This window comes from Actinomadura graeca (assembly GCF_019175365.1).
Lineage (GTDB): Bacteria > Actinomycetota > Actinomycetes > Streptosporangiales > Streptosporangiaceae > Spirillospora > Spirillospora graeca.
The window spans coordinates 6,714,874-6,740,994 of record NZ_CP059572.1 but is presented as its reverse complement, the minus strand read 5'-3'; the positions used below and the strand labels follow the sequence as shown (position 1 = coordinate 6,740,994).

Annotated in this window: 21 protein-coding genes; 10 read left to right on the top strand and 11 right to left on the bottom strand. The window is 74.5% G+C overall.

The features are described 5' to 3' along the window. Positions 1-102 precede the first annotated feature (102 nt). Complete coding sequence (locus tag AGRA3207_RS29870; RefSeq protein ID WP_231330467.1) at positions 103-1,704, top strand: AMP-binding protein; 1,602 nt, start codon at positions 103-105, stop codon at positions 1,702-1,704. Positions 1,705-1,838: 134 nt separating this feature from the next. Here the strand turns inward: AGRA3207_RS29870 and AGRA3207_RS29865 are convergent, their stop codons facing one another. From AGRA3207_RS29865 to AGRA3207_RS29835, 7 genes are all read right to left on the bottom strand, one after another. Next, entirely contained in the window at positions 1,839-2,147 is a 309-nt protein-coding gene (locus AGRA3207_RS29865; protein WP_231330466.1) for a hypothetical protein, read from the bottom strand. A gap of 85 nt (positions 2,148-2,232) precedes the next feature. Next, positions 2,233-3,012, bottom strand: coding sequence for a class I SAM-dependent methyltransferase (locus tag AGRA3207_RS29860; protein WP_231330465.1), 780 nt, complete (start codon positions 3,010-3,012; stop codon positions 2,233-2,235). A gap of 106 nt (positions 3,013-3,118) precedes the next feature. Then, positions 3,119-6,526: an ATP-dependent helicase gene (locus AGRA3207_RS29855; protein ID WP_231330464.1), complete on the bottom strand. Its 3,408-nt coding sequence runs from the start codon at positions 6,524-6,526 to the stop codon at positions 3,119-3,121. Positions 6,527-6,541: 15 nt separating this feature from the next. Continuing rightward, positions 6,542-9,814, bottom strand: a complete 3,273-nt coding sequence (locus AGRA3207_RS29850) for an ATP-dependent helicase (RefSeq protein WP_231330463.1) — start codon at positions 9,812-9,814, stop codon at positions 6,542-6,544. Between the two features lie 196 nt (positions 9,815-10,010). Continuing rightward, a complete protein-coding gene (locus AGRA3207_RS29845) occupies positions 10,011-10,331 on the bottom strand; it encodes an MGMT family protein (RefSeq protein ID WP_231330462.1) in 321 nt (106 codons plus the stop codon). Next, a complete protein-coding gene (locus AGRA3207_RS29840) occupies positions 10,331-11,869 on the bottom strand; it encodes a S8 family peptidase (protein ID WP_231330461.1) in 1,539 nt (512 codons plus the stop codon). The genes AGRA3207_RS29845 and AGRA3207_RS29840 overlap by 1 nt, the downstream gene beginning before the upstream one ends. Further along, complete coding sequence (locus AGRA3207_RS29835; RefSeq protein ID WP_231330460.1) at positions 11,863-12,768, bottom strand: hypothetical protein; 906 nt, start codon at positions 12,766-12,768, stop codon at positions 11,863-11,865. Before AGRA3207_RS29835 ends, AGRA3207_RS29840 begins: the two co-directional genes overlap by 7 nt. Positions 12,769-12,947: 179 nt before the next feature. Here AGRA3207_RS29835 and moeZ point away from each other — a divergent pair, with 179 nt between their 5' ends. Then, a complete protein-coding gene (gene moeZ / locus AGRA3207_RS29830; protein ID WP_231330459.1) occupies positions 12,948-14,129 on the top strand; it encodes an adenylyltransferase/sulfurtransferase MoeZ in 1,182 nt (393 codons plus the stop codon). Between the two features lie 99 nt (positions 14,130-14,228). On the opposite strand, the gene AGRA3207_RS29825 is transcribed toward moeZ, so the two are convergent. From AGRA3207_RS29825 to AGRA3207_RS29815, 3 genes are all read right to left on the bottom strand, one after another. Continuing rightward, entirely contained in the window at positions 14,229-14,894 is a 666-nt protein-coding gene (locus AGRA3207_RS29825) for a response regulator transcription factor (RefSeq protein ID WP_231330458.1), read from the bottom strand. Then, positions 14,891-16,174, bottom strand: a complete 1,284-nt coding sequence (locus AGRA3207_RS29820) for a sensor histidine kinase (protein WP_231336435.1) — start codon at positions 16,172-16,174, stop codon at positions 14,891-14,893. The genes AGRA3207_RS29825 and AGRA3207_RS29820 overlap by 4 nt, the downstream gene beginning before the upstream one ends. A gap of 174 nt (positions 16,175-16,348) precedes the next feature. Beyond that, the gene (locus AGRA3207_RS29815) at positions 16,349-17,062 is read right to left on the bottom strand and encodes a TetR/AcrR family transcriptional regulator (protein ID WP_231330457.1); all 714 of its coding nucleotides are present in this window, start codon (positions 17,060-17,062) and stop codon (positions 16,349-16,351) included. Positions 17,063-17,206: 144 nt separating this feature from the next. Between AGRA3207_RS29815 and AGRA3207_RS29810 the strand changes: the two genes are divergently transcribed. The 3 genes from AGRA3207_RS29810 to AGRA3207_RS29800 all read left to right on the top strand — a co-directional run bounded on the left by AGRA3207_RS29810 (position 17,207) and on the right by AGRA3207_RS29800 (position 20,585). Beyond that, positions 17,207-19,375 carry an MMPL family transporter gene (locus AGRA3207_RS29810; protein ID WP_231330456.1) on the top strand — a complete coding sequence of 723 codons (2,169 nt, stop codon included), beginning with the start codon at positions 17,207-17,209 and terminating at the stop codon, positions 19,373-19,375. A gap of 249 nt (positions 19,376-19,624) precedes the next feature. After that, the gene (locus AGRA3207_RS29805; RefSeq protein ID WP_231330455.1) at positions 19,625-19,927 is read left to right on the top strand and encodes a hypothetical protein; all 303 of its coding nucleotides are present in this window, start codon (positions 19,625-19,627) and stop codon (positions 19,925-19,927) included. Between the two features lie 127 nt (positions 19,928-20,054). Further along, positions 20,055-20,585, top strand: coding sequence for a superoxide dismutase family protein (locus AGRA3207_RS29800; RefSeq protein ID WP_231330454.1), 531 nt, complete (start codon positions 20,055-20,057; stop codon positions 20,583-20,585). A gap of 20 nt (positions 20,586-20,605) precedes the next feature. On the opposite strand, the gene ku is transcribed toward AGRA3207_RS29800, so the two are convergent. Further along, on the bottom strand, positions 20,606-21,571 hold the full coding sequence (ku, locus tag AGRA3207_RS29795; RefSeq protein WP_231330453.1) for a non-homologous end joining protein Ku: 966 nt from the start codon (positions 21,569-21,571) through the stop codon (positions 20,606-20,608). Positions 21,572-21,684: 113 nt separating this feature from the next. Between ku and ligD (AGRA3207_RS29790) the strand changes: the two genes are divergently transcribed. From ligD (AGRA3207_RS29790) to AGRA3207_RS29770, 5 genes are all read left to right on the top strand, one after another. Beyond that, positions 21,685-22,659, top strand: a complete 975-nt coding sequence (gene ligD / locus AGRA3207_RS29790) for a non-homologous end-joining DNA ligase (RefSeq protein ID WP_231330452.1) — start codon at positions 21,685-21,687, stop codon at positions 22,657-22,659. Then, a complete protein-coding gene (ligD, locus tag AGRA3207_RS29785) occupies positions 22,649-23,542 on the top strand; it encodes a non-homologous end-joining DNA ligase (RefSeq protein WP_231330451.1) in 894 nt (297 codons plus the stop codon). Before ligD (AGRA3207_RS29790) ends, ligD (AGRA3207_RS29785) begins: the two co-directional genes overlap by 11 nt. A gap of 142 nt (positions 23,543-23,684) precedes the next feature. Further along, complete coding sequence (locus tag AGRA3207_RS29780; RefSeq protein ID WP_231330450.1) at positions 23,685-25,037, top strand: dihydrolipoyl dehydrogenase family protein; 1,353 nt, start codon at positions 23,685-23,687, stop codon at positions 25,035-25,037. Positions 25,038-25,048: 11 nt separating this feature from the next. Continuing rightward, positions 25,049-25,261: a hypothetical protein gene (locus tag AGRA3207_RS29775; RefSeq protein WP_231330449.1), complete on the top strand. Its 213-nt coding sequence runs from the start codon at positions 25,049-25,051 to the stop codon at positions 25,259-25,261. Positions 25,262-25,465: 204 nt separating this feature from the next. Then, positions 25,466-26,086, top strand: coding sequence for a TetR/AcrR family transcriptional regulator (locus AGRA3207_RS29770; RefSeq protein ID WP_231330448.1), 621 nt, complete (start codon positions 25,466-25,468; stop codon positions 26,084-26,086). The last annotated feature ends 35 nt before the right edge of the window (positions 26,087-26,121 follow it).

The following is a 26,121-nucleotide window of genomic DNA, read 5'->3' as shown; positions in this document are numbered from 1 at the left end:
GCCCTCGGAAACGGGACCCTTATCGCGGGCGCTCGCGGGTAGGGACGTGACGGCCGGCCCCCGTCCCCGGAGAAGGCCCGTCGACAGAAGAGAGGTCCCCTGGTGGTGCTCGACCGGGCTCTTTCGTGCGCAAGCCTCGGGCTGCGCGCGACCCGCGCCGTCCGCGACGCCGGGATGCTGGCCCCGGTGCGTCCCGACCGTGCCGCGCGGCTGCTGTTCCCCTACGTCCGTTTCGGGCCGGTCCCCGCGACGCTCGGCGCGATGTCGGCCCTGCGCTTCCCCGGCCGGACGGCCCTGATCGACGAGCGCGGCGCGCTGTCGTACGCCGGGCTCGAACGCCGGGCCGCGTCCCTGGCCACCGCCCTCCGCGCCAGGTCAGGCGACCCCGCGCGCGACAGGATCGGGATCCTGTGCCGCAACCACCGGGGATTCGTGGAGGCGGTGCTCGCGGCGTCCCGGCTCGGCAACGACGTCGTGCTGCTGAACACCGACTTCTCCGCGTCGCAGCTCGGGCGCGTCGCCGACCGCGAGGGCATCGGCCTGCTCGTCCACGACGAGGAGTTCGGCGCGCTCGTCGACGAGTCCGGCGCACCCGTCCGCAGGGTCCTCGCCTGGACCGAGGGCGGCCACCCGGAGAGCATCGACGCGCTTGTGACGGCGACCGCGCCGGTGCCGCTCAGCCCCGCCCGGACGAGCCGCGTGATCGTGATGACGTCCGGCACCACGGGGACCCCGAAGGGCGCCCGGCACGACGTCTCCCTCGGCGCGCTGCTGCCCGTCGCGCTCAGCCATCTCATGCGCGTCCCGGTCCGCTCCGGGGGCCCGATCGTGATCGCGCCGCCGCTGTTCCACATCCTGGGGTTCGCCTACACGGCGGTCGGGCTCGGGATGGGCATGCCGCTCGTCCTGTCGCGGCGCTTCGACGCCGCCGGGACGCTGCGCGCGATCACCCGCCATGACGCGGAGGCGCTGGTCGCCGTGCCCGTGATGCTCCAGCGCGTCCTGGACGTACCGGACCGCCCGCGGACGCCGTCCCTCCGCGCCGTCGTCTGCGGCGGCTCGGCGCTCCACCCGCACCTGTCCGAGGCGTTCATGGACGCGTTCGGCGACGTGCTCGTCAACGTGTACGGCGCGACCGAGACGGGCTGGGCCACGATCGCCACGCCCGGCGACCTCCGGGAAGCCCCGGGCACCGTCGGGAGGCCGTCGTACCGTCTCACCGTCAGGGTCCTCGGCGAGGACGGGCGGACGCTGCCGCCCGGCGAGACCGGCGAGGTCCACACCGGCGGCGGGCTGCGGTTCGCGGGCTACACGGGCGGCGGCGGCACGACCGTCCGGCACGGCCTGACGGGCACCGGCGACCTCGGCCACTTCGACGCCGCGGGACGGCTGTTCATCGACGGCCGCGCCGACGACATGATCGTCTCCGGGGGAGAGAACGTCTTCCCCGGCGAGGTCGAGAACCTGCTCGGCGGCCACCCGGACGTCGCGGAGGTATCGGTGACGGGGGTGGACGACGAGCGGTTCGGGCAGCGCCTCGCCGCGAGCGTCGTGCGCGTGCCCGGCTCGCGGGTGGGCGAGGACGACCTCAAGGAGTACGTGCGGAGGCACCTGGCGCGGTACAAGGTGCCGAGGGACGTCCGGTTCGTCGGCGAACTGCCGCGCACCAGCACCGGCAAGGTGCGGGCGGCGCCGCGCGGCTGACGACTCCGCCGCGCGGCTGACGGCGGCACCGCGCGGCCGACGGCGGCGCCCGGACCCGGGCCGCGGAGGATTCGGGCGCCGCCCCGCCCCGTCCCGCCCCCTCCCGTCCCGCGTCGGCGGGCCGGGAAGGGCGGTCAGGCGGCGCCGGCGCGGCGCTTGGCGGCCATGCAGATGCGGGCGAGGTCGTTGAGGGCGTCCGCGCGCCGCTCGTCCACCGACCGCCCGTCGTCCGGCCCGGCCTCCGCGAGCGTGTCGATCACCAGGGAGAACACCGGCCACTCGGCGGGACCGATGGCGCCCTGGAAGTCGACGCCGTCCGCGAGGTCGTCGAGGTCGAGGTTGCGGGCGAAGGTGGCGAGGGCGGCCTCGGCCGCCACGACGCCGATGCGCATCGCCAGCGCGGCCGGCTCGCGATCGAGGGAGCGCACGTTGCTGGAACCCATGCGCGACAACTTAGAACATACGAGCGACCCGCGTCGAACGTTTGCTCGAAAAAATCGTCCGGGAGGGTACCGCGCGACGCGGACGTCACCTGGCGACGGCGTGCTGGAACAGGTAGGTGTGCGTGAAGTGCAGCTCGCCGTCCACCTCGCTGGGCCGCATCCCGGTGGCGGGGCCGCCGGCCAGCTCGCCCTCCAGCTCCTTGCGGATCCCGGCCGCGACGTCCGCGGGCGTCCGCGCCAGCTCCAGCCAGGGCCCCAGCGGACGGGTGAACTCGAACTCCTCGGTCCGCTTCACCTCCGCGCCCGCCGCCGCGGTGATGCCGGCGATCCGCGCGGCGGTGAGCGCGGTGCCGTGCGAGGGGTCGCGGAGGCGCTCGATGCGGTCGGGGTCGCCCTCGATCCCCTCCGGCCGGACGAGGTCGGCGATGATCAGGGCCGCGCCGGGCCTGCTGACGCGGGCCATCTCCCGCACGACGGCCTCGGGGTCGGCGGCCTGGTGCAGGGAGAAGCGCGTGACGACCAGCGTGAACGAGCGGTCGAGGTAGGGCAGGGCGGTGGCGTCGCCGCGCGCGAACGTGACATTGGTGACGCCGTCGCGGTCCGCCGCGCGCTTGCCCTCGGCGAGCATCGCGGGCGTGAGGTCGAGCGCCGTCACGTGCCGGACGCGGCGGGCGATCGCGCGGGAGACGAGCGCGGTCCCGGCGGCGACCTCGAGCACCACGTCCTCGGTGTCGAGCTCCGGTTCCATGAACCGGGTGAGCCGGTCCAGGTCGCGGGTGAACGCGACGTTCAGCCGGGGGTCGGCGAACCCTGCCGCCTGCCTGGAGAACTCCCGTACGACCTTGTCGTCATGCGTCACCGTCACGCCGCCTCCCTAGGGTTGCCCGGATCATCCCCGAAACCGGGCAGGGTGAACAGAGGTGAACGGGGTTCATCACCCGACAAATCGGACACAGTGCGGTGGGTGCCGCTCAGCCGGCCGGGATGCCGTCGAGCAGCGCGGCGAGGCCCGCCGCGTCCAGCAGGTCGGCGGGACGGACGGTGACGTTCGCGCCCACGTAGTGGAACGCCGCGCTGACCTGCCCGATCTCCACCCCCGCCAGTTCCGCCCAGGCCAGCCGGTAGGCCGCGAGCTGGACGGACGCGGGCCCGGCGTCGTCCTCCCGGGGCGGGGCGCCGGTCTTCCAGTCGACGATCTCGTACCCGCCGTCCCGGGTGCGGAAGACGGCGTCCATCCGGCCCCGGACCAGCCGGTCGCCGATGACGGTCTCGAACGGGACCTCGATGTCCAGGGGCTCCCGCGACGCCCATTCCGACTCCTCGAACCGCTCCCGCAGCCGCGCCAGTTGCGCGTCGTCGGCGGCGCCCTCGTCGGCCGCGCCGGGAAGCTCGTCGGGGTCCAGGAGGCGCTGCTGGCCCCAGCGGCCCTCCAGCCAGGCGTGGAACGCGGTGCCGCGGCGCGCGTAGGGGGCGGGCGGGCGCGGCATCGGCCGGCGGATCTGGCGGGCCAGCGCCGCCGGGTCCCGCGCCAGCGACACCAGCGACGACACCGACAGGTTCGCGGGCAGCTCGACCAGGAGCCCGTCGCCGCCCCGGCCTCGGTCCCGCTCGGCGAGCAGCAGCTCGACGTCGCGGGCCCACGCCGTCATGCGGCCGCGGTCGGCGCCGGACAGCCCGTCGTTGCCCGCCCAGTGCCGCGCCCGCCCGGCCATCGCGTCCTCGACCATGCGGGCGCCCTCGACGACGGCGGCGTACCGCTCCCGCGCGGTCGCGCCGCCCCGCTCCCCCGGGCCGGCGGGCCACCGCGCCTCGTCGGGGTCGGCGAGCAGCGGGTTGGCGGCGTCCTCCCCGGGCGGGTCGGCCCACACCGCGACGGTCCCCGCGCCCGCCACGCACACCGCCCGCACCTCCTCCAGGAACGGCGAGGGGCCGAGCGGGCGGCCCGACGCGCCCCACCAGTACCCGGTGGTGATGAGCAGGGCGGACGCGCGGGTCACCGCGACGTAGGCGAGCCGCCGCTCCTCGCGCAGGTCCCGCTCCGCGCACGCCTGCTCGAACGCGGCGAGGTCGTCCTTCTCCAGGCCGTTCAGCGGGGGGAGGTCGGCGCGGTCGCCGCGCAGCATGAACGGCAGGACGCGCGGGTTCGCGGTCCAGCGGGTGGCGTTCTGCGGCGGCGACGGGAACACCGAGCCCTTCGCGGGGCCGCCGTTCTTCTGCGGCACGTACGACAGCCCCGGGACGACGACCACCGGCCACTCCAGCCCCTTGGACGCGTGGACGGTGAGGAGCTTGACGCTGTCGGTCTCGCCAACCCGCCCGGCCTCCAGCCCGAACTCCTCGGACTCGGCGGCCTTGAGGTAGGCGAGGAACGCGCCGAGCGTGGGGTCCTCGGCGTCCCCGGCGAAGGTGGCGGCGGCGTCGACGAAGGCGTCCAGGTCGGCGCGCGCTGTCACCGGGTCGAGGCCGGACCGGGCGGCGACCTCGATGTCCAGCCCGAGCGTCCGCTCCACCTCGGTGACCAGGTCGGGCAGCGGCAGCCCCACCTGGCCCCGCAGTCCCCGCATCTCGTCGCGGAGCCGCCGCAGCCGTCCGAAGCCCTCGGGCGAGTAGGCGGCGGGGTCGCCGAGGTCGTCCAGCGCGTCCACCAGGCTGCCGGTCTCCTGGTTCAGCTCGCTGACGAGCTGCCGCAGCGGGTCGCCGCCCGCCCCGCCCTCGGACGGGCCGTCACCGGGCGTGTCCCCCGAGACGGCATCGGACGTGGCGTCGCCGGGCGGAGGTGCCTCGGCGGACGGCGCCGGCGCCGCGGGAGGGGTCACGTCGCGGGCGGCCTCCTGGGCGAGCGTCCGCGCGCGCCGGCCCAGTGCGACGAGGTCGCGGGGGCCGAGCCGCCAGCGGGGCCCGGTGAGCAGGCGCGCGAGGGACGCGCCGGCCGTCGGGTCGTGCATGGCGCGCAGGGTCGCGACGACGTCCTGCACCTCCGGGACGGTCAGCAGCCCGCCGAGGCCGACGACCTCCACCGGGATGCCGCGCGCCTCCAGCGCCCGCCGCACGAGCGGGAACTGCGACCGCTTGCGGGCCAGGACGGCGATGTCGGAATACCGGAGCGGCTCCGCCTGCACGCCTCCGTCCGGGGCGGTCCCGGGATCGGCGGCGATCAGCCCGGCGACCCGCGCGGCGATCCGGTCGGCCTCCTCCTCGACGGTCGTGAACAGGGCGCACTCGACCCGGCCGCGCCCGTCGCGTCCGGCGCCGGGGACGAGCCGCGGCACCGCCGCCGTCTCCGCCCGGAGCTCCTCCTGGATCGTGGCCGCCGCGTCCAGGATCCGCTCGCCGTTGCGGAACGAGCGGCTGAGCTGGACGACGGGCGCCGGGACGGGACGGCGCCCGGCGACGGCGGGCTGCGCGGGGAAGTCGTGGGCGAACCGCAGCAGGTTCCCGGCGCTCGCGCCGCGCCACCCGTAGATGGACTGGCAGGGGTCGCCGACCGCCGTCACCGGGTGCCCGCCGGAGAACAGCGACGTCAGCAGCACGAGCTGCGCCTGGCTGGTGTCCTGGTACTCGTCGAGCAGGACGACGGAGAAGCGCGACCGCTCGAACATCCCCACCTCGGGGTGCTTGAAGGCGATCCGCGCGGCGAGGGCCATCTGGTCGCCGTGGTCGATGACCTCCCGCTCGGCCTTGGCGCGCCCGTACGCCTCGACGAGCGGCATGAGCTGCTCGCGGACGGCGTGCTTGGCGAGGATGTCGCGCTGCGGCTTGAGCGCCTTCTTCAGCGACGCGAACCGCTCGTCCAGCCACCGCCCGACCTTGCGGACGTCCTCGGGCGTGCGCAGGTGCTCCGACAGGTCGCCGGACAGCTCCATGACGGCCTTGGTGACGGTGTCGGGCTGCCATTCGACGCGGTCCATGGGCCCGTTGTAGGCGTCCACGACGCGGGAGCAGATCTGCCAGGCGACGGCCGGGGAGATCAGCCGCATCGTCGGTTCCAGCGCCTCGCGCAGGGCGTGGTCGCCGAAGAGCCGCGCGGCGTAGGAGTGGTAGGTGGAGACCATCGGCTCGCCGTCGAACAGGGTCTCGCCGCCGAGCCGCTCCAGCTCGTCGCCGGGCAGGACCTCGCGGAGCTTGTCGAGCCGTTTGCGGACGCGGACGCCCAGCTCCGCCGCGGCCTTGCGGGTGAACGTCAGCCCGAGGACCCGCTCGGGGCGCACGAACCCGTTCGCGACCAGCCACACCACCCGCGCGGCCATCGTCTCGCTCTTGCCCGACCCGGCGCCGGCGATCACCGCCAGCGGCGCCAGCGGCGCCTCGATGACCCGCGCCTGCTCGTCGGTGGGCGCGGGGATCTCCAGCAGGCGGGCCAGCTCCCCGGGCGTGATCACCGCGCTCCCCCCGGGCTAGTCGCCAACCTGTCCGCCCTCGTCGTGCACCGGGCAGCACGACCGTACGGGACACGTCCGGCATTTGTCGTTGGCGCGCGCCTGGAAGACCTCGCCCGCCATGCCGGTCGCGACGATCTCGATGAGCTTCTTCGGCCAGTCGGGGTCGGCGTCGTCGCCGGGCGGCGGCTGCTCCTGCTCGCGGGCCCGCGCGGCGAAGGCGGCCTTGCCGACCTGGACGAGCTTGGCGCCGCCGGGCTCGATGAGCCCGTGCCGCTCGAACGCGCCGAGCATCACCGCGTATTGGTAGACGCCGAGCTGCGGGTGCCGGGCGAGGTCCTCCTTCGGCACGGCGCTGCTGGAGGTCTTGATGTCGATGATGACGGCGCGGCCGTGCTCGTCGCGCTCGGCGCGGTCGATGCGTCCCTTGATGACGACACGGCCGAGGTCGACCTTGAACGACTCCTCCAGCGCGACGACCTCGTTGGGGTTGTCGCGGTGCCAGGACAGGAACTTGTCGACCATCCTGGCGGCCTGCTCGCGCTGTTTGTCGGAGTACCAGGCGCTGCGGAAGTCCAGGTCGTTCCAGATCTCGTCGAGCCGCTCGGCGACGTGGACCTCGGCGATCCCGTCGTCGGCGCCCGCCATCTCGGCGACCGCGTGGATGACCTTGCCCATGGTGCTGAACTCGTTGGGGCCGCCCTCCTGCGCGCCGACCGCCGAGGCGAGCAGCCACCGGAGCCCGCAGGTGGTGAACGCCTCGACCTGCGACGGCGAGATCGTGATCTGCTCGTCCTCGGCGAACGCGGGGCCCGGGTCGGACAGCGCGGTGATGGCGTACCAGTTCTCCGGCCTGGCGCCGCGCACGCCGGCCCGCGCGAGCCGCGCCAGGTGCCCGGCGGCGGCGCGGCGCAGCGGCCCGGGGCGGGACGGGTCGGCGACGACCGAGCGCAGGTCCGCGACCAGCGCGGGCAGCGACAGCCACCGGGTCTTCTCGTCGAGCTGGGACTGCTCGATCGCGCCGGGGAGCAGCTCGTCGAGGAACCGGGACGGCCGCTCCTCGGTGTCGTCGCCGCCGATGGCGGTGACGACGAGCCGCCTGCGGGCCCGCGTGACGGCGACGTAGAACAGCCGGCGTTCCTCGTCCAGCATCTTGGCGGCCATCGACGCGCCCGCCGCCTCCGCGCCGTCGGGCTCGGCCCCGGCGGCGTGCTCGACGAGTTCCTCGACGCCGAGCAGGGAGCCGCGCAGCCGCACGTCCGGCCACACCCCCTCCTGCACTCCGGCGACGATGACGACGTCCCACTCCAGGCCCTTGGAGCGGTGCGCGGTGAGGATGCGGACCGCCTCGCCCTCCGGCGCCTGCTCGGCGAGGGTGTCCCCGGCGATCTCCTGCGCGGCGATGTTGTCGACGAACAGCTCGGGTCCGGCCTGCGGGAGACGGTCGACGAACCGCGCGGCGTGGTCGAACAGCGCGACGACGGCGTCCAGGTCGCGGTCGGCGGCGGCGCCGCGCGTGCCGCCCTTCACGCTCTGCGCCAGCAGGGTCTCGGCCTGGCCGCTCTCCTTCCACACCGCCCACAGCACGTCCTCGGCGCTGCCCCCGTCGTGGACGCTGCGCCGCGCGACCTCGATCAGGTGCGCGACGCGCTCGGCGGGGGCCCGCACCTTCTCGTGGACGGGCACCAGCTCGCGGGGGTCGTTCACCGCCGCGACGAGCAGCTCGCCCAGGGGACGCTGCCCGCCCGACAGCTCCTCCAGGTCGCGCAGGGCCCGCTTGAGGCGCCGCATGGCGAGCGCGTCGGCGCCGCCGAGCGGGCCGGTGAGCAGGTCCTCGGCGACGACCTCGTCCAGGTAGCCCTTCTTGAGCGCCGCCCGCAGGAGGACCAGGAACGGGCGGACGGCGGGTTCGGAGACGAGCGGCACCTCGTCGCCCGCGACGACCACCGGGACCCCGGCCTGGGCGAGGGCGCGGCGCAGTACCGGGACCTGCCGGACCGCGCTGCGGACGAGGACCGCCATCCGCGACCACGGGACGCCGTCGAGGAGGTGCGCGCGGCGCAGTTCGTCGGCGACCAGGGCGGACTCCTGGCTTTCGGAGTCCGCTATCACAGCACGCACTTCGTCGGGGGGTACAGGGGGGGCGCCCCCCCTGACAGACACAGCGCGTACTTCGTCGGGGGGTCCCGAGGGGGTGTGCCGGGTGCCCGGGGTGGGCGCCTCGCGGGGCTCCGTGCCGTCGGGCGGGCGGAGCGCGCGGTGCTCGGCGGCGCCCGCGGCGCCCGCGGGCAGGCGGCGCGCGATCCGGCGGGACGCCTCCAGGATCTCCGGGCCCATGCGGCGGCACGTGCGCAGCGCGACCACCGGCGCCGGATCGCCGTCCAGCGTGCGGAAGCGGTCGGGGAACTCCTGGATGCCGCGGACGTCGGCGCCCCGGAACCCGTAGATGGACTGGTCGGGGTCGCCGACGACGACGAGGTCGCGGCCCTCGCCCGCGAGGTGGTGCAGCAGCGCCTCCTGCGCGGGGTCGGTGTCCTGGTACTCGTCGACGAACACGACGTCGTAGGCGTCGCGCTCGCGGATCCGCACCTCCTCGTCGGCGAGCATCCCGGCGGCGAGCTGGATCAGCTCGCCGTAGTCGTAGGTCGGGACGGGGTCGAGCAGGAACCGGTCGGCGTAGCGCTCCATGAAGGCGGCGATGGCGGGCCAGTCGTCGCGGCCCCGGACCCGGCCGAGGCCCTCCAGCCTCTCGGCGTAGTACTGGCGCTCGACCGCGCGGAGCGTGAAGTCGCGCAGCTCCTCGGCGAAGCCGCGGGTCGCCAGCGCGGCGCGGAGCCGCTCCGGCCAGTCCCGCGCGCCGTCCGCCAGCTCGCCCTCCAGCAGGCGCCGGACCTCCAGCAGCTGCTCGGGCCCCGACAGCAGCCGCGGCGGCGGCTCCTCGTTCAGCACCGCGTCCCGGCGGAGCAGCGCGTAGGCGTAGCTGTGGAAGGTGAGCGCGAGCGGGGTCCGCGTCGTGCGGTGCAGGCGCCCGGTGATGCGCTGCCGCAGCTCCCCCGCGGCCTTGCGGCTGAACGTCAGGACCAGGACGCGCTCGGGGTCGGCGCCGCGCGCCTCGATCCGGTCGACGACCGCCTCGACGATCGTGGTCGTCTTGCCGGTGCCCGGCCCCGCCAGCACCAGCATCGGCCCGCCCGCATGCTCGACGACCCGCCGCTGCTGCTCGTCGAGCACGGGCGGGACCGACCGCGCGGGACCCGCGCGGCGCACGAGACGGTAGGAAGCAGACGGCACAACATTTCATTGGAGCAGATCACCGGGGCTGTTCGGACCACAAAGCACGCATGTCGCGCACGAGAACCTGTGTTCCCGGTGCTCACGGGGTGGCGCGCGGCCGCTCGCGGGACCCTCGGACGCGGCTCGGCGCGCAGCACGGGCGGCGCGCCGATGACGTCGGCGTCGCAGCCCGGGTGGACGGATCAGGGCGGGCTCAGGGGGCCGCCGGGCCGGGGCCGTCCCAGCGGGCGCGGGCCATGTCGACGCGGTCGCCGGCGGGGCGCAGCGGGGTGCCCTCGGCGCGGTAGTGCTCGTGGGCGCGGATCTCGTGGCCGCTCGGCGGGCGGCCGTCCGCGCGGATGACCCGCCACCACGGCACGGCGCCGCCGTACAGGGACATGACGCGGCCGACCTGCCGTGGCCCGCCGCGTCCGACCAGCTCGGCGAGGTCGCCGTAGGTCAGGACGCGGCCCGGCGGGATCCGCTCCACGGCGTCCAGGACCGCTTCGGCGTACTCGTCGGGTTCAGCGAACATCACCCGATCCTCCCACCGGCAGGAGGCTCCTCCGGCGGGTCGGTGTGCGGGCCGGGACGCGGGTCCGCGGGTGCGCCCGGGGGCGCGAACGACGGCGCACCGGACGGCGGGCGCGCGTGCGGCGGGCCCGCCGGATCGTAGGAGGGGCGGGACGCGGACGGCGACGGCGGCCGGGCACCCTGCGGCCCGTACCCTTCCGGCCCGTACCCCTGCGAGGCGTACCCCTGCGGGCCGTGTCCCCGCGGGCGGTATTCCTGCGGGCCGAGACCCGGTGCGCCGAAGCTCCGGGGGGCGGACGGCGCGGCGCCGGGCATACCGGACAGGGCCGGGCGGGGGTGGCGGCGGGCGAAGGCGACCGAGATCGCGGCGGCCGCCAGCGTGCCTCCGGCGCCGACGGCCAGGATCGTCACGATCAGCGGCGTGACCCAGCCGGGCCGCTCGATGACCTCCACCGGGCCGGGCCGGGCGCCGCCGAACCGTTCGCGGGGCGCCTTCCCGGCGACGGCGCCGGTGCGGCCGGACGTCAGCGTGTCCGCGGCGGCGAGGGCGCGCTGGGCGTTGACCTCGCCGAACCCGACCTCCGGGTCGTACCTGCCGCCGGGCCCGTAGCGGGTTCCCGCCACGAGGGCCTGGGACACCAGCGCGGGCGGCAGCTTCGGGTGCCTGGCGCGGATCAGCGCCGCGATCCCGGACACGATCGCGCAGGAGTCGCTGGTGCCGCCGCTGACGTAGTAGTTGCCGTCCGGCGCCGCGACGGGCAGCCCCACGCCGGGCGCGGCGAGCAGGACGGAGTAGTTGCGGTTGGAGAACGGGACCCGTCCGTGCGTCGCGTCCGTCGCCGCGACCGCGATGACCCCCGGGTAGGACGCGGGGTAGGAGTAGGGCGCGAAGCCGTCGCCGTCGAGGAGCCTGCCCTCGTCGCCGTCGTTGCCGGCCGCCGCGACCACCACGACCCCCTTGCCGATGGCGTAGCCGACGGCCGCGCGTTCCTCCGAGGACTCCTGGTTCTCGCCGAGGGAGAGGTTGATGACGTCGGCGCCGTGGTCGGCGGCGTAGCGGATGCCGCGCGCCACCGCGCTCTTGGCCCGCTCGTCGGTGCGGAAGCGCCGGAAGCTGGCGTCCTCCTTCTCGCCGATCACCCGGATCGCGAGGACGCGGGCCTCGGGCGCCATCCCGATGACGCCGGAGCCGCCGCCCGCGCCGTGGCCGTGCCCGGCGATCAGCGAGGCCATGTTGGTGCCGTGCATGCGGGCCGGCTTCGTCCCCGCGTCGATCGGGGCGAGCATGTTCGGGCCCGTGGTGACCGACCCGGACAGGTCGGGGTGGCCGGCGTCGACGCCGGTGTCGACCACCGCCACCGTCACGCCCCGGCCGCGGGTGACCTTCCAGGCGGCGTGGATGTCCAGGACGTCCAGGATCGGCTTCTGCCGCCGGCGGACCTCGTCGGCGTGCGCCGTCACCGGGACCAGCCACGCCCCGGTGACCGCCGCCGCGAGGACGGCCGCGGCCGCGCGCGCCGCCCGCGCCCGGGTCAGCATCGCCACTCCCGGCTGGAGCAGTCCGGCAGGGAGCGGATGGACATCGCCCGCGCGATCGTGTGGCCGATCTGCGGCGCCACGCCGAACGGCTCCCCGGGGCGCTTCTTGGTGATGGCCTTCGCGGGGCGCCCGTCGCTCTGGCCGGAGGTGGTCAGCACCACGTACGGCCCGCCGCGGTCGAAGGTGCGGTCCTGCCGCGCGGCGTCGGTGAACGTGGCGGACGCCGTCCCGGGGAACGCGGCGGCCTTCAGCGCGGGCTGGACGGAACCCGTCCCGTCCGGGCCGTGCGAGTCGGGGAGCTCCTTGAACGCGCGGTCGGCCTCCCAGGGGTCGGGGAAGACCGCGACGCCGACCGTGACGACGATCCCTTCGAGCTGGTCGGTGTAGGTGGCGCGCAGCACCGCCTTGCAGCCGTGCTTGCGCAGCGTGGTCAGGATCCCGGCGTCGACGGCCTGCTCGCAGGCGGTGTCGGGGACGACGCCCGTGCGCGTCGCGTATTCGCTGCGGCCCTCGTCGGGGGTGTAGCTGATCCGGCCCGGGAAGACGCGCTCGACCGTCCACGCCTGCCAGCGCCGCGCCACCTCGGCGTTCGCGGCGCGCTGGAGCTCGGCGTTGGTGGGGTCGCGGTGCAGGGTCGTCCAGGCCCCGGTGAGGGCGACGGCGGTCGTGACGAGGTAGACGGCGGCGAGGACGATGGCGACGACCATCCACTGCCGCGCGCGCAGCCCCAGCACGGTGATCTTGGGGCCGGGGGGCGGCACCGCCATCCCGGGGGGAGCGCCCGCGGGCATGCCCCCGAACGGTCCGGCAGGCGGGCGCCGCGGGTCGGCGGCGGGCGGGCCGGGCGGGTACGGGGGCCGCCGCGGGGGCGGCTGCTGGGAGGAGGGCAGGAATGCCACAACAGCCAAGATTAGCCGCGGTGGACAACAATCCGCCCTGACATCGGGGTAAGGCACCCGTCCGGTGCCCGGCGGGACGCCGCCGTCCGGGAATTCCCCTGGACATGGCAAGGTTGTGCCGAGAGGACGAACACGTCCGCCCCCGTCCCAAGCCGAGCGTCAGCACAGGAGCATCCACCGTGTCGTTGCCACCTCTGGTCGAGCCCGCAGCCGAGCTCACCCGCGACGAGGTCAACCGCTACTCGCGGCACCTGATCATCCCCGACGTCGGGATGGCCGGGCAGAAGCGCCTCAAGAACGCCAAGGTCCTGGTCGTCGGCGCGGGCGGCCTCGGGTCCCCGGCCCTGATGTACCTCGCCGCCGCCGGGGTCGGCACGCTCGGCGTCGTCGACTTCGACGTCGTGGACGAGTCCAATTTGCAACGCCAGGTCATCCACCGGCAGTCCTCGCTCGGCAAGCCGAAGGTCGAGTCGGCCGCCGCGACCGTCCGCGAGATCAACCCGCTGATCGATGTGGTGGTGCACAACACCGCGCTCGACCGCGACAACGTCCTGGACGTCTTCCGCGGGTACGACCTGATCCTGGACGGCACCGACAACTTCGCCACCCGGTACATGGTGAACGACGCGGCCGTGCTGCTCGGCAAGCCGTACGTGTGGGGCTCGATCTACCGGTTCGACGGGCAGGCGTCGGTGTTCTGGGCCGAGCACGGCCCCTGCTACCGCTGCCTGTACCCCGAGCCGCCGCCGCCCGGCATGGTGCCGTCCTGCGCCGAGGGCGGGGTGCTCGGCGTGCTGTGCGCGTCGATCGGCTCGATCCAGGTGAACGAGGCCATCAAGCTCCTCGCGGGCATCGGCGAGCCGCTCGTCGGCCGGCTGATGATCTACGACGCGCTGGAGATGACGTACCGGTCGGTCAAGGTCCGCAAGGACCCCGAGTGCCCGCTGTGCGGGAAGAACCCGACGCAGACCGAGCTGCTGGAGGACTACGAGGCGTTCTGCGGCGCGGTCTCGGAGGAGGCCGCCGAGGCCGCCGCGCAGTCCACGATCTCCGTCCGCGACCTCAAGGACATGCAGGACCGCGGCGAGGACATCTTCCTGGTGGACGTGCGCGAGCCGAACGAGTACGAGATCGTCTCGATCCCCGGTGCGACGCTGATCCCCAAGGGCGAGTTCCTCGACGGCTCGGCGCTGGAGCGGCTCCCGCAGGACCGCAGGATCGTCCTGCACTGCAAGTCGGGCGTGCGGTCGGCGGAGGCGCTGGCCGTGGTGAAGAACGCCGGCTTCGGCGACGCGGTGCACGTCGGCGGCGGCGTCCTGGCCTGGGTGAACCAGATCGACCCCAGCCTCCCGTCCTACTAGGGCCGGAACGAGGACCCCGGGCCCCTGCGGGTCCGGGGTCCCGTCATGCCGGGCGCGGGTCCACCGGGCGCGGGTCCACTCCGTCGGCCGGGCGTGCCGTCAGCCGGGCGTGACCCCGGTCTGCACGGCCAGGACGGCGAGCCGGATGCGGTTGGGGCAGCCGGTCTTGCGCATCAGGTTCGCGACGTGGGTCTTCACGGTCGTGACGCCGAGGTGGAGGCGGTCGGCGATCTCCCGGTTGGACAGCCCGGCGCCGACCAGGCCCAGCACCTCCTCCTCCCGCGCGGTCAGGCCCGCGGGCGCCCGCCGCGCGTCCTCCGCCGCCTCCGCGCCGGCCTCCGCGCGGGCGCGGACCGCCTGCTCGACCAGCCGCGCGAGGACGTCCCGGCCGTAGGGGGCCTCGCCGTCGGCGGCCATGCGGATCGCGCGCAGCAGCTCGGTCGGCGGCGCGTCCTTCACCAGGAACCCGGCCGCGCCCGCGGCGAGCGCGGGGTAGAGGTGGTCGTCGTCGTCGAACGTGGTGAGCACCACGACCCGGACGGACGGCCGGGCCGCCGCGATCCGGCGGGTCGCGGCGATGCCGTCGACCCCGGGCATCCGCAGGTCCATCAGGACGACGTCGGGGTGCAGCTCCTCCACCAGCCGCGGCGCGTCCCGCCCGTCGCCGGCCTCCCCGACGACCTCCATGTCGGGCGCGGAGTCGCAGAGCATCCGCAGGCCCATCCGGACGAGCTGCTGGTCGTCCACCAGCAGCACGCGGATCACGCGGCCCGCCCGGACGGCTCGGACGGCTCGGACGGCTCGGACTCCGGCGCGGGGTCGGGGGCGGGCGCCGGCGCGGGGATCTCGGCCAGCAGCCGCCAGCCGCCGCGCTCGCGCGGCCCGGCGGCGAGGGTGCCGCCGAGCAGCTCGACGCGCTCGGTCATCCCGGCGAGCCCGTGGCCGGACGGCCCGAACGGCGCGATCGGCCCGCCGGAGGGCCCCGGACCGGCGGCGCCGTCGTCGGCGATCTCCAGCCGGACGGCCTGTCCGTCGACCCGCACCGACAGCTCCGCGGACGTGCCGGGCCCCGCGTGGCGGGCCACGTTCGCCAGCCCCTCCTGGACGATCCGCAGCACGGTCAGCCGCCGGACGGCGTCCAGCCCGGTGACCTGCGGGTCGATGGCGGCGTCGATCGCCAGCCCGGCCCGCCGTCCCCGCTCCAGCGCCGCCTCCAGCGCGGCGGGCAGCCCGGCGCGCTCGACCAGGGACACGCCGGGCTCGCCTTGGACGAGGCCGGGGTCGCGCAGCACCGCCACGAGGTGCCGCAGGTCGGCGAGCGCGGACGCGCCGGAGGCGTGCAGGTCGTCCAGGACCTCGGTCACCCGCGGGTCGGCGGACGGCAGGACGTGCCGGGCGATCCCGACGCGCAGCACCATCGACGACACGTGGTGCGCGACGAGGTCGTGCAGCTCGCGGGCGATGACGGTGCGCTCGGCCGCACGCGCGGCGAGGGTCTCCGACCGGCGCCGCCGCTCCTGCTCGGCCATCGCCTCGCGCGCCCGCCGCGCGTTCTCCCGCGCGAGCCGGATGGAGGAGCCGAGCAGCAGCGGGACCCCGATGAGCACCGAGAGCCGGAACAGCGTCGGCGGGACGTCGCCCGCGGTGCCGACCGCGTGCGCGCACAGCAGCGCCGCGACGAGGACGGCCACGGCGGCGAGGACACGGCCGCGGTGCGGGCGCAGCGCCAGCTCGAACAGCGTGAACGCGATCATCGCCTTGAGGGTGATCGCGGCGTGCGCGCCGAGCACGTCGCCGAGGACCAGCAGCGCCGCCAGCGCGACCGGCGCGACCGGCGCGGCAGGTGCGGCGCGCGACGCGGGGGGCAGCAGGCAGCCGGCGACGCAGGCCGCGAACCCGGTGAGCGCGATCACGAGGTCGGTGGCGTCCTGCGGGCGGTGCAGCAGGCACACGTCGCCGAGTCCGAGCGCGGTGAGCACGACCAGGCGCGCGGGGGCCGAGCCGCCGTCGGGGCCGCCGTGGAAGGCCCGCTCCGTCCATCGCATCAGCACGCCTCGATCGTAGGAGCCCGCCCGCCGCGACGGCTCCTCCGGCTGGAGGAGGGCCGTCCTCCCACCGGCCGCGTCTGCGGCCCGGCGGCGGAGGCGGGGCCGCCGGGCGGCGCCGAGAGTGGTGCGCGTCCGGCCTCCACGGCGAAGGGACGTGACGTGATCGGCGGGTCAGCGCGGAGGCGTGTAGGTGAGGCCCAGGGTGGGACCGACCTCGGAGAGCATCAGCTCGAACATGGGGGCGGCGTCGTCCAGGGCGAACTCCAGGTGCCCGAAGACCTCCAGGCTGACGCCGCCCTGGAGCCGGATCCAGCACTTCAGGAACTGCTGGAGCACCCCGAGCGGCAGGTCGAGGCCGAGGACGTCGTCGCGGTAGCGGCGCAGCTGCGGGCGCAGGGCGGGGGCGATCTCCTCGTCTGCGGGAATGGGGAACGGGCTCTTCTGCCACAGCTCCAGGAAGAGCGCCATGAACGTCCAGCCGAACTCGCGGGCGCACTCCTCGGCGAAGTCGACCTCCTCCTGCCGGGTGGCGCCGCGGACGGGGGTGCCGAAAAGCAGCGCGTACTCGCGCGGGTGCGCGAGCGCCCACAGGCGGAACTGGCGCGCCACCGCGAGGAACTTGCCGCTCATGTCGGTGCCCTCGACGGCGTGCATGGCGCCGTGCAGCTCCTCGGTCAGCTCGGTGAAGATGTCGCCGACGAGGTGCCGCAGCAGCTCACTGTGGCTGTCGAAGTAGCGGTACAGCGCCGGGGCGGTCATCCCCATCGCGCGGGCGATGGCCCGCAGCGAGACGGCCTCGGGGCCCTCCTCGACGAGGATGCGCCGGGCCGTCTCGGAGATCTCTTTGACCGTCGCCGCCCGCAACCGGTCGCGCCGTGTGCCCACCTCGCCCACCTTCCCTCCCGTGCCGCCCCCGCATGATTCCGCAAGAAACACCATTGACGAGAGTGAACGACATATGCAATGTTAACACCGTTAGCAGTAAACGACGTTAACCAGCGTGAGCAGCGATAACCGGGAGTGACGACGATGTTCGAACGATGGGGCCGGTGGGTGCACCGGCGGCGGCGCGCGGTGCTCGCGGTCGCGGGCGTCCTGCTCGTGATCGCCGCCGTCTGGGGGACGGGCGTCTTCGGCGCCCTCAGTTCCTCCGGCGGCTTCAACACGCCGGGCAGTGAGAGCGCCCGCGCGGCGGAGATCGCCGAGCGCGACCTCGGCCGCGACGAGGCGGACGTGGTGGTGCTCTACCAGGCGCGCCCGGGCACGACGGTCGACGACCCGGCCTTCCGGTCCTCGGTCGAGCGGGCGCTGGCCGCGCTGCCGCCCGGCAAGATCGCCTCGGCCGCCACCTTCTGGACGACCAGGTCGCCCCAGTTCGTCAGCCGGGACCGGACGGCCGCGTACGCCGTCCTGCGGCTCGCGGGCAAGGACGAGGCCGCGCGTGAGGACGTCTACGACGCCATCAAGGGCGACCTCGCGTCGGTCGGCGGCGGGCTCACCGCCAAGGTCGGCGGCCCCGTCGGCACCGGGAGGGCGATCAACGAGCGCGTCGCGTCCGACATCGGGCGGGCCGAGTCCATGGCCATGCCGATCCTGCTGGTGCTGCTGATATTGATCTTCGGGGGGCTGGTGGCGGCGAGCCTGCCGCTGGCGGTCGGCGGCATCGCCATCCTGGGCTCGTTCACCGCGCTGCACCTGCTGACCTACGTCGGCGACGTGTCGATCTTCGCGGTGAACATCACGACCTTCCTCGGGCTCGGCCTCGCGATCGACTACGGCCTGTTCGTGGTGAGCCGGTTCCGCGAGGAGCTCGGGCGGGACCCCGGCCGCGCCCGCGTCGAGGACGCGGTGGCCGCCACGATGGCCACCGCCGGTCGCACGGTCGCGGTCTCCGGCGTCACGGTCGCGGTGTCGCTGTCCGGGCTGCTGCTGTTCGACCAGAACTTCCTGCGCTCGATGGGCTACGGCGGCATCGCCACCGTCTTCGTCTGCATGATCGGCGCGCTGACCGTGCTGCCCGCGCTGCTGGCCGTCCTCGGGCCCCGGGTGAACGCGCTGCCGGTCCGCCGCCGCAAGGCCGCCGGCGCCCGGCGGGTGGAGGGCTGGTGGGGGCGGCTCGCGCACAGCGTGATGCGCCGTCCCGTGGTGTACGCGGTCGCCACGATCGCGCTGCTCATCACCCTCGGCACCCCGTTCCTGCGGATCGACTGGGGCGGCGTCGACGCCAAAGTCCTGCCCGCCGGCACCGACGCCAGGGCCGTCACCGAGGCGCTGGAGACCCGCTTCACGCGCAACGCCACCGCCCCCATCGAGGCCGTGGTGACCGGCACCGCCGACCGGCGGGCGATCCAGGCGTACGGGGACCGCCTGGACGCCCTGCCCGGCGTGACGGGCGCCGCCGTCACCGGCGCCAAGGGCACGACCACCCGGATCGCGCTGCGCTACGACGCCGACCCGAACTCCGGCGCCGCGCGGGACCTGGTCCGCAGCGTCCGGGACGTCCCGCCGCCGCCCGGCGCGCAGGCGCACGTCGGCGGGCGGACCGCCGAGATCGTCGACCAGCTCGGCAGCATCGGCGCGACGCTCCCCTGGCTCGCCCTGTTCGTCGGCGGCGTGACGTTCGCCCTGCTGTTCCTGGCGTTCGGCTCGATCCTGCTGCCGCTGAAGGCGATCGTGATGAACCTGCTGTCGCTGTCGGCGACGTTCGGCGTGGTGGTGCTGATCTTCCAGGACGGCCACCTGTCCGGCCTGCTGGACTTCACCGCCACGGGCACGATCGAGCCGTCGATGCCGATCCTGATGCTGGCGATGCTGTTCGGCATCTCGATGGACTACGAGGTGTTCCTGCTGTCACGGGTCCGGGAGCAGTACGACCTGACCGGCTCCAACACCACGGCCGTCGCCACCGGCGTGCAGCGCACCGGCGCGATCATCACCAGCGCGGCCCTGCTGTTCATCGTCGTGATCGGCGCGTTCGCGACCTCGGGGATCAGCTTCATCAAGATGACGGGCGTCGGGATGGCCATCGCGATCGTGCTGGACGCGACGGTCGTGCGGGCCCTGCTGGTGCCCGCGACCATGCGGCTGCTGGGCTCGGCGAACTGGTGGGCGCCCGGCCCGCTGCGCCGGCTCTACGGCCGGTTCGGGATCCGGGAGGGCGAGCAGCCCGCGCCGCCGAAGCCGGCCCCGGTGGGCTGACGAGGCGGCCGGGACGCACCGCCGCGGCGGGGGCGGCGGTGACGTGGGGCGGAGCGGAATGCTCCGCCCCACAGCGCTTTTCCGCCGCCCCGAAACACCCGAAAGCGGTTGTGATCTCTACCTCACGGCGCCAGACTGGACGCGATCCCCCGGCCCGTGCCGCGGCGTGACGCGCACCGCGACGGCCCCGCCCGGGGCGCTGCACCTCTTCCCTCACCCGCTCGTGGGGCGTTTCCCCTTGGAGGAACCATGTCCGTGCAGACGATCAGCGACGCCGAGACGGCGCTCGGGCATCTGGAGCGCCTGACCGACGTCCTGCGCGGCCACGGCTGGACGGTGGAGGTCTCCGCGCCCGCCGACCGGTGGCCGTCCGCCCTGGTCGCCAACCCCCGGATGCGGGCGCTGAACGAGAACGTCATCGCCGTCCTGGAGCGCCCCGGCGACACGTGGGCCTACTACTACGGCTGGGGTGAGCGGATCGCCCCGTGCACCGACGTCTCCGGCGCCGTCAAGGCGCTCTCCCGCGTCCTCGCGGTCCGCGGCGAGATCTGACGGCTCCCTTCCGCTGGTCCTCTTTTGACCCGACACGGGGACGGCGCGCCGCGGGACGGTCACGGTCCGCGGGCATGATCGTGAGCCACCGGCCGTCCGTGCGCCGGTCCTGCGGAAGAGGAAGATCATGCACCTGCCCGCCCGCGTGCCCGTCCGCGCCGCGGTGACGCTGGCCGCGGCCGGCGCCGCCGTCCTGGCGCCGCTCCCGATCCCCGCGCTCGCCGGCCCGCAGCCGCGTCTGATCATCATCGACGGGCCGACCAACGTCCACGACGCCGCCTACTCCGGCGTGCGGACGCGGGTCATCGTCCGCGAGGGGCGCCGCACCGACGTCCGGCTCACCGCGACCGGGTTCCCGGCCGCGGCCGCCGGGAAGACGTTCGGCGCCCACGTCCACCGTGACCGGTGCGGCGCCGAGCCCGCCGCGTCCGGCCCGCACTACCGCAACCCCCACGCCCGGCGGCATGCCCCGGTCCGCGAGAAGGAGATCTGGCTGGACCTGAAGGTCAAGCCGGACGGCACCGCCGAGTCGCGGACCCTCGCCCGCTGGCGGATCGCCCGTGGTGCGGCGCACTCGGTCGTCATCCACGCCCACCCGACCGACCCGAAGACGGGCGACGCGGGGCCCCGCCTCCTCTGCACCACCGTGCCCTTCTGACGTCCGCGGCGGGCGGGACGTCAGGCGGACCTGCGGCCGCGTCCCTTGGCGGGCGGCTTCTTGGCGCCCGCCTTCTCGCCCGCCTTCTCGGACGACTTGGCCGACGACTTCGCCGACCCGGCCGACGACGACCCGCGCGCGGGCCGCTTCTTCGCGCCCCCGCCCTTGCCCGCGTCCTTCTCCGCGCCGCCCGCGCCGCCGCCCTTGCCGCCGCGGCTCTTCTTCGCGGCCTCGACGCTGGCGCGCAGCGCGCTCAGCAGGTCCGCGGCGGGCTCCTCCGCCGCCTCCTCCGAAGGCCGGGTGACCTCCCGGCCCTCCACCTTGGCGTCGATCACCTGCTGGAGCGCCTCCCGGTAGGCGTCCTTGTACTCCGACGGGTCGAACTCGCCCTCCATCGACTCGATCAGCGACGTCGCCATCGACAGCTCCTGCTTGCGGACCTCGATGTCCTCCTCCAGGAACGGGAAGTCGGGCGTGCGGACCTCGTCCGGCCACAGCATCGTCTCCAGCACGAACACGCCCTCGCGGACGCGCAGCGTCGCCAGGGACTCCCGCTGCCGCAGCGCGACCTTCACGATCGCGACCTGCCCCGACTCCTCCAGCGCGTCCCGCAGCAGCACGTACGGCTTGGCGCCCTGGGCGTCGGGCTCCAGGTAGTAGGACTTCGCGAAGTAGATCGCGTCGACCTCCTCCTGCTCCACGAACTGCAGGACGTCGATCCGGCGGCTGGTCGACAGCGGCAGGTCGGCGAAGTCCTCGTCGGTGAGGATGACCATCTCCCCGCTCGGCAGCTCGTACCCCTTGGCGATGTCGGAGTACGCCACCTCCTCGCCGTCGACCGTGCACACCCGCTTGTACTTGATGCGCCCGCCGTCCTCGCGGTGCACCTGGTGGAAGGCGACGTCCCGCTGCTCGGTGGCCGAGTACAGCTTCACCGGTATCGTCACCAGCCCGAACGAGATCGCGCCCTTCCAGATACTGCGCATGATCTCTCCCTACCCAGCGCGTTCCTCCCCCTAGCCTCGCAACCTCGTTCGATTTGCTCCATAACGAGCCCTTGATCCTTTTCTTGGAGACGGGCAGCGGGTAAGACGGCGGTATGACCATGCCGTGGCCGGTCGAACCGATGATGGCCGCGACCGGGGACCTCCCCGGCGACGGCGAGCGCTGGGGGCTCGAACTGAAGTGGGACGGGGTCCGCGTGCTGGCCCATGTCGGCTCCGGCGGGGTCCGCGCCTGCGGGAGACGCGGCGGCGACGTCGCCGGCCGCTACCCCGAGCTGTCGGGTCTCGCCGACCTCCTCCCCCACAACGACGTCGTCCTGGACGGCGAGATCGTCGCCTTCGACCAGGGCCGGCCGAGCTTCGAGCGCCTCCAGCGGCGCATGCACGTCACCCGCCCCGACCCCCGGCTGATCCGCGAGGTGCCCGTCCGCTACGTCGCGTTCGACGTGCTGTTCCTCGGCGGGCGGCCGCTGTACGACCTGCCCTACGCCGACCGCCGCGCGCTGCTCGCGGAGCTGGACGTCGCCGGCACCGGGCCCGTCGAGGTCCCCCCGTACCTGCACGGGGCCGACACCGACCAGGTCAAGGAGCTGCTCGACTTCACGCAGGAGCAGCACCTGGAGGGCCTGCTCGCCAAGCGCCTGGACTCCCCGTACCGGCCGGGCAGGCGGGTCGACTTCTGGCGCAAGGTGAAGAACTTCATGACCCGCGAGGTCGTCATCTGCGGATGGAAGCCCGGCAAGGGGCGGCGCGAGGGCGGCGTCGGGTCCCTGCTGCTCGGCGAGTACGACGCCAAGGGGCGCCTCTGCTTCGTCGGGCACGTCGGCACCGGGTTCACCGACCGGGCACTGGACGAGCTGTACGGCATCCTGTGGCCGCTGCGCCGGCCGACGAGCCCCTACGACGAGGCCGTGCCCCGCGAGTACGGCCGCGACGCCCAGTGGGTTGAGCCCCGCCTGGTCGGGGAGGTCGCCTACGGCGCGCGCACCAGGGACGGGCGGCTCCGCCACCCGTCCTGGCGCGGGCTCCGCGACGACAAGGACCCCCTGGAGGTCGGGTTTGAGCAGTGAGCAGGTCGAGGTCGAGGGACGGCGGCTCAAGCTGTCCAACCTCGGCAAGGACCTCTATCCGGAGTTCACCAAGGGCGAGGTGATCGACTACTACGCGCGCGTCGCGCCGGTGATGCTGCCGCATCTGCGGGACCGTCCGTCCACCCGCATCCGCTGGCCGGACGGCGTGCACGGCGGGAAGTTCTTCGAGAAGAACGCGCCGTCGCACACACCCGGATGGGTCCGCACCGCGACCGTGCCGACGCCGGGCAGCTCCACCGGGCGTGACACCCTCGACTTCGTGGTGGTCGACGACCTGCCCACGCTCGTGTGGTGCGCCAACCTCGCCGCCCTGGAACTGCACGTCCCGCAGTGGAAGGTCGGGCCGCGCGGCAAGGTCCACGACCCCGACCTGGTCGTGTTCGACCTGGACCCCGGTGCCCCCGCCACCGTCGTGGAGGCGTGCGAGGTGGCCTGCCTGCTGCGCGCCCTGCTCGCCGAGGACGGCCTCGAATCCCACCCCAAGACCAGCGGGAAGAAGGGCCTGCACCTCTACGTCCCGATCAAGGAGTCGGCGCGCACGTCCGAGTACGCCAAGGCCGCCGCGCAGCGGCTCGCCGAGGAGCATCCCGGCCTGGTCGTCGCGAAGATGGACAAGCGGCTCCGCAAGGGCAAGGTCTTCGTCGACTGGAGCCAGAACAACCCCGCCAAGACCACCGTCGCGCCCTACTCGCTGCGCGCCGGGGACGCCCCCTCGGTCTCCACCCCCCTCACCTGGGACGAGGTGGAGTCCTGCGAGGACGCCGCCGACCTTTCGTTCACGCCCGGTGAGGTGCTGGAGCGCATCGACGAGCACGGCGACCTCCTCGAACCGCTGCTGACGGACCGGCTTCCGCTTCCCTGAGGCCGCGTCCGGTCGCGCGTTCCGCGCGGCCGATCCTCCAGCGTCACGTCCGGCCGGCGGCGTCTTTGTGTCCGAACCGGCACTCTCCGCCGTCGCGTTCCGTCACCATGGGGTCACGGGGACATCCTGCGGGTGCTGGAGGATGAGCGCTTTGTCGAAGAACCAACACGGGGTCGTGGTGCTCGGAGGGGGAACGGCGGGCGAGCACGTCGCGGCGGGCCTGGCGCGCGCGGGACGCGACGTCGCGCTCGTGGAGGACCACCTGGTCGGCGGGCGGTCGCCCTACTTCGCGTGCGTCCCGTCGAAGTCGCTGCTGATGTCGGCGCGGCGCGGCGAGACCTGGGAGCTGGCCGTCGCCCGCCGGGACCGGCTGGCCGCGCACCGCGCAGACGACCGCGCGGCGGCCCGCCTCGCCGAGGACGGCGTGACCGTCGTGCGGGGCCGCGGCCGGATCCTCGGGCCCGGCCTCGTCGACGTGGACGGGACCGAGCACGCCTGTGACGACCTCGTGGTCTGCACGGGGAGCGAGCCCGTCCTGCCGCCCGCGGACGGCCTCCCCGGCGTGCCCGTCTGGACCAGCGACGAGGCCCTGTCGGTCCCGGACCTGCCGCGCCGGCTCGTCGTCCTCGGCGGCGGTCCCGTCGGCTGTGAGATGGCGCAGGTGTACGCGGCGTTCGGGTCGCAGGTGTCGGTCGTCGAGGCGTCCGGGCGGCTGCTGACCGCCGAGGCACCGTTCGCGGGCGAGGCGCTGGCCGACTCCCTGCGCCGGATGGGCGTCGACCTGCGGCTCGGCGCCGCGCTCGCCCTGGCCGAGCGCAAGGACGCGTGCGTGCGGCTGTGGCTGTCGGACGGCGGGACGATCGACGCCGACCGCGTCCTGTCCGCCGCCGGGCGCCGCCCGCGCGTGGAGGGCCTCGGCTTGGAGACGCTCGGCGTCGCCGTCGTCCCCGGTGAGGGCGTCCCGGTGGACGAGACGTGCGCCGTCCCGTGCGCGGGGGGCGGCGTCTGGGCGGCCGGGGACGTGACCGGCGTCGCCCGCACCGCCCACGCCGCCCGGTACCAGGCCCGCGTCGTGCTCTCCAACCTGCTGGGGAAACGCCGCGAGGCCGACTACCGCGCGATCCCCCGCGTCGTCCACACGACGCCCACCGTCTACTCGGTGGGGGTCTCCCCCGGGCGGGCGGCGGAACTCGGCATAGACCTTGTCACCGCCGGGTACGACCTCGCCGCGACGGCCAGGGCGGCCGTCGAGGCCGACGACCGGGGACGGGTGGAGCTGTACGCCGACCGCGCCCGGGGGCTGCTGATCGGCGCCACCGCGGCCGGGCTCTACGCTGAGGAGTGGATGAGCGAGATCGCGCTGGCCATCCGGGCGGAGACGCCCCTGAGCCTGCTCGCCGACGTCGTGCACGCGTTCCCGACGTACGGCGAGTCCATCGAGGCGCCGCTGCGCGACCTGGCCGGGCGCCTGTGCGGAACCGCCGAGCGACCCTGAGGGAGGACGCGATGAGCGAGACCGAGGACCATGGACGGCCCGTACCCGACGATGCGCCCGTGCCGGACGACGCGCCGGAGGCCGACATCGCCGAGCAGCGCGCCGGCGTCCAGGACGACGACGAGCAGGACGCGCCGCCGGCCCGGCTGCCGTACGACGCCGACGAGGCCGACGTCACCGAGCAGCACCGTGAGGTTCGGCTCGACGAGGACGACTACCGCTGAAACGGGCCCCGCGGGCCGTCCGGCGGACGAACCGCCGAACGGGAGCGCGAGGCCGCTGCCGGAAATACACTGACCTGCGTGAAGGAACGTTCGCGGGTTCCGCTGGTGTCCCGTGAGGTTACCCGCACGTAGGATGGTGGGATCGAGTTTCCCTCGTGGCGGACGCCGTTGATCCGCCGCAACGAACGGTGATCGGAGAGTGTGGTGACCGCGACCCCGGACGCCCGCCCCCGCGGCACGAGGCTGCCGCGGCTGGCGCGCCGCAGGCAACTGCTCGGCGCCGCCCAGGAGGTGTTCGTCGCGCAGGGGTACCACGCTGCGGCGATGGACGAGATCGCCGAGCGCGCAGGAGTCAGCAAACCCGTGCTCTACCAGCACTTTCCGGGCAAGCTGGAGCTGTACCTGGCCCTGCTGGACGAGCACGCCGAGGCCCTCGTGAAGACCGTCCGCGACGCCCTGGAGTCCACCACGGTCAACAAGATGCGCGTGCAGGCGTGCATGCAGGCGTTCTATGACTTCGTCGCCGGCGAGGGCGAGGCGTACCGGCTGGTGTTCGAGTCCGACCTGCGCAACGTGGCGCCCGTCCGCGCCCGGGTCGACCGCGCCAACCAGCAGTGCGCCGAGATGATCGCCCAGGTGATCGCCGAGGACACCGACGCGCCGACCGACGAGGCGCACCTGCTCGGCATGGGACTGGTCGGCATGGCGGAGGTCAGCGCCCGCTACTGGCTGTCCCAGCACCGGGCCATCCCCAAGGACACCGCCGAGAAGATCATCGCGCGGCTGGCCTGGCGTGGCATCTCCGGCTTCCCCCGCACCGGCTGACCCGTCCCCGCCGTCCGGGCCGGTCATGGCCGGGT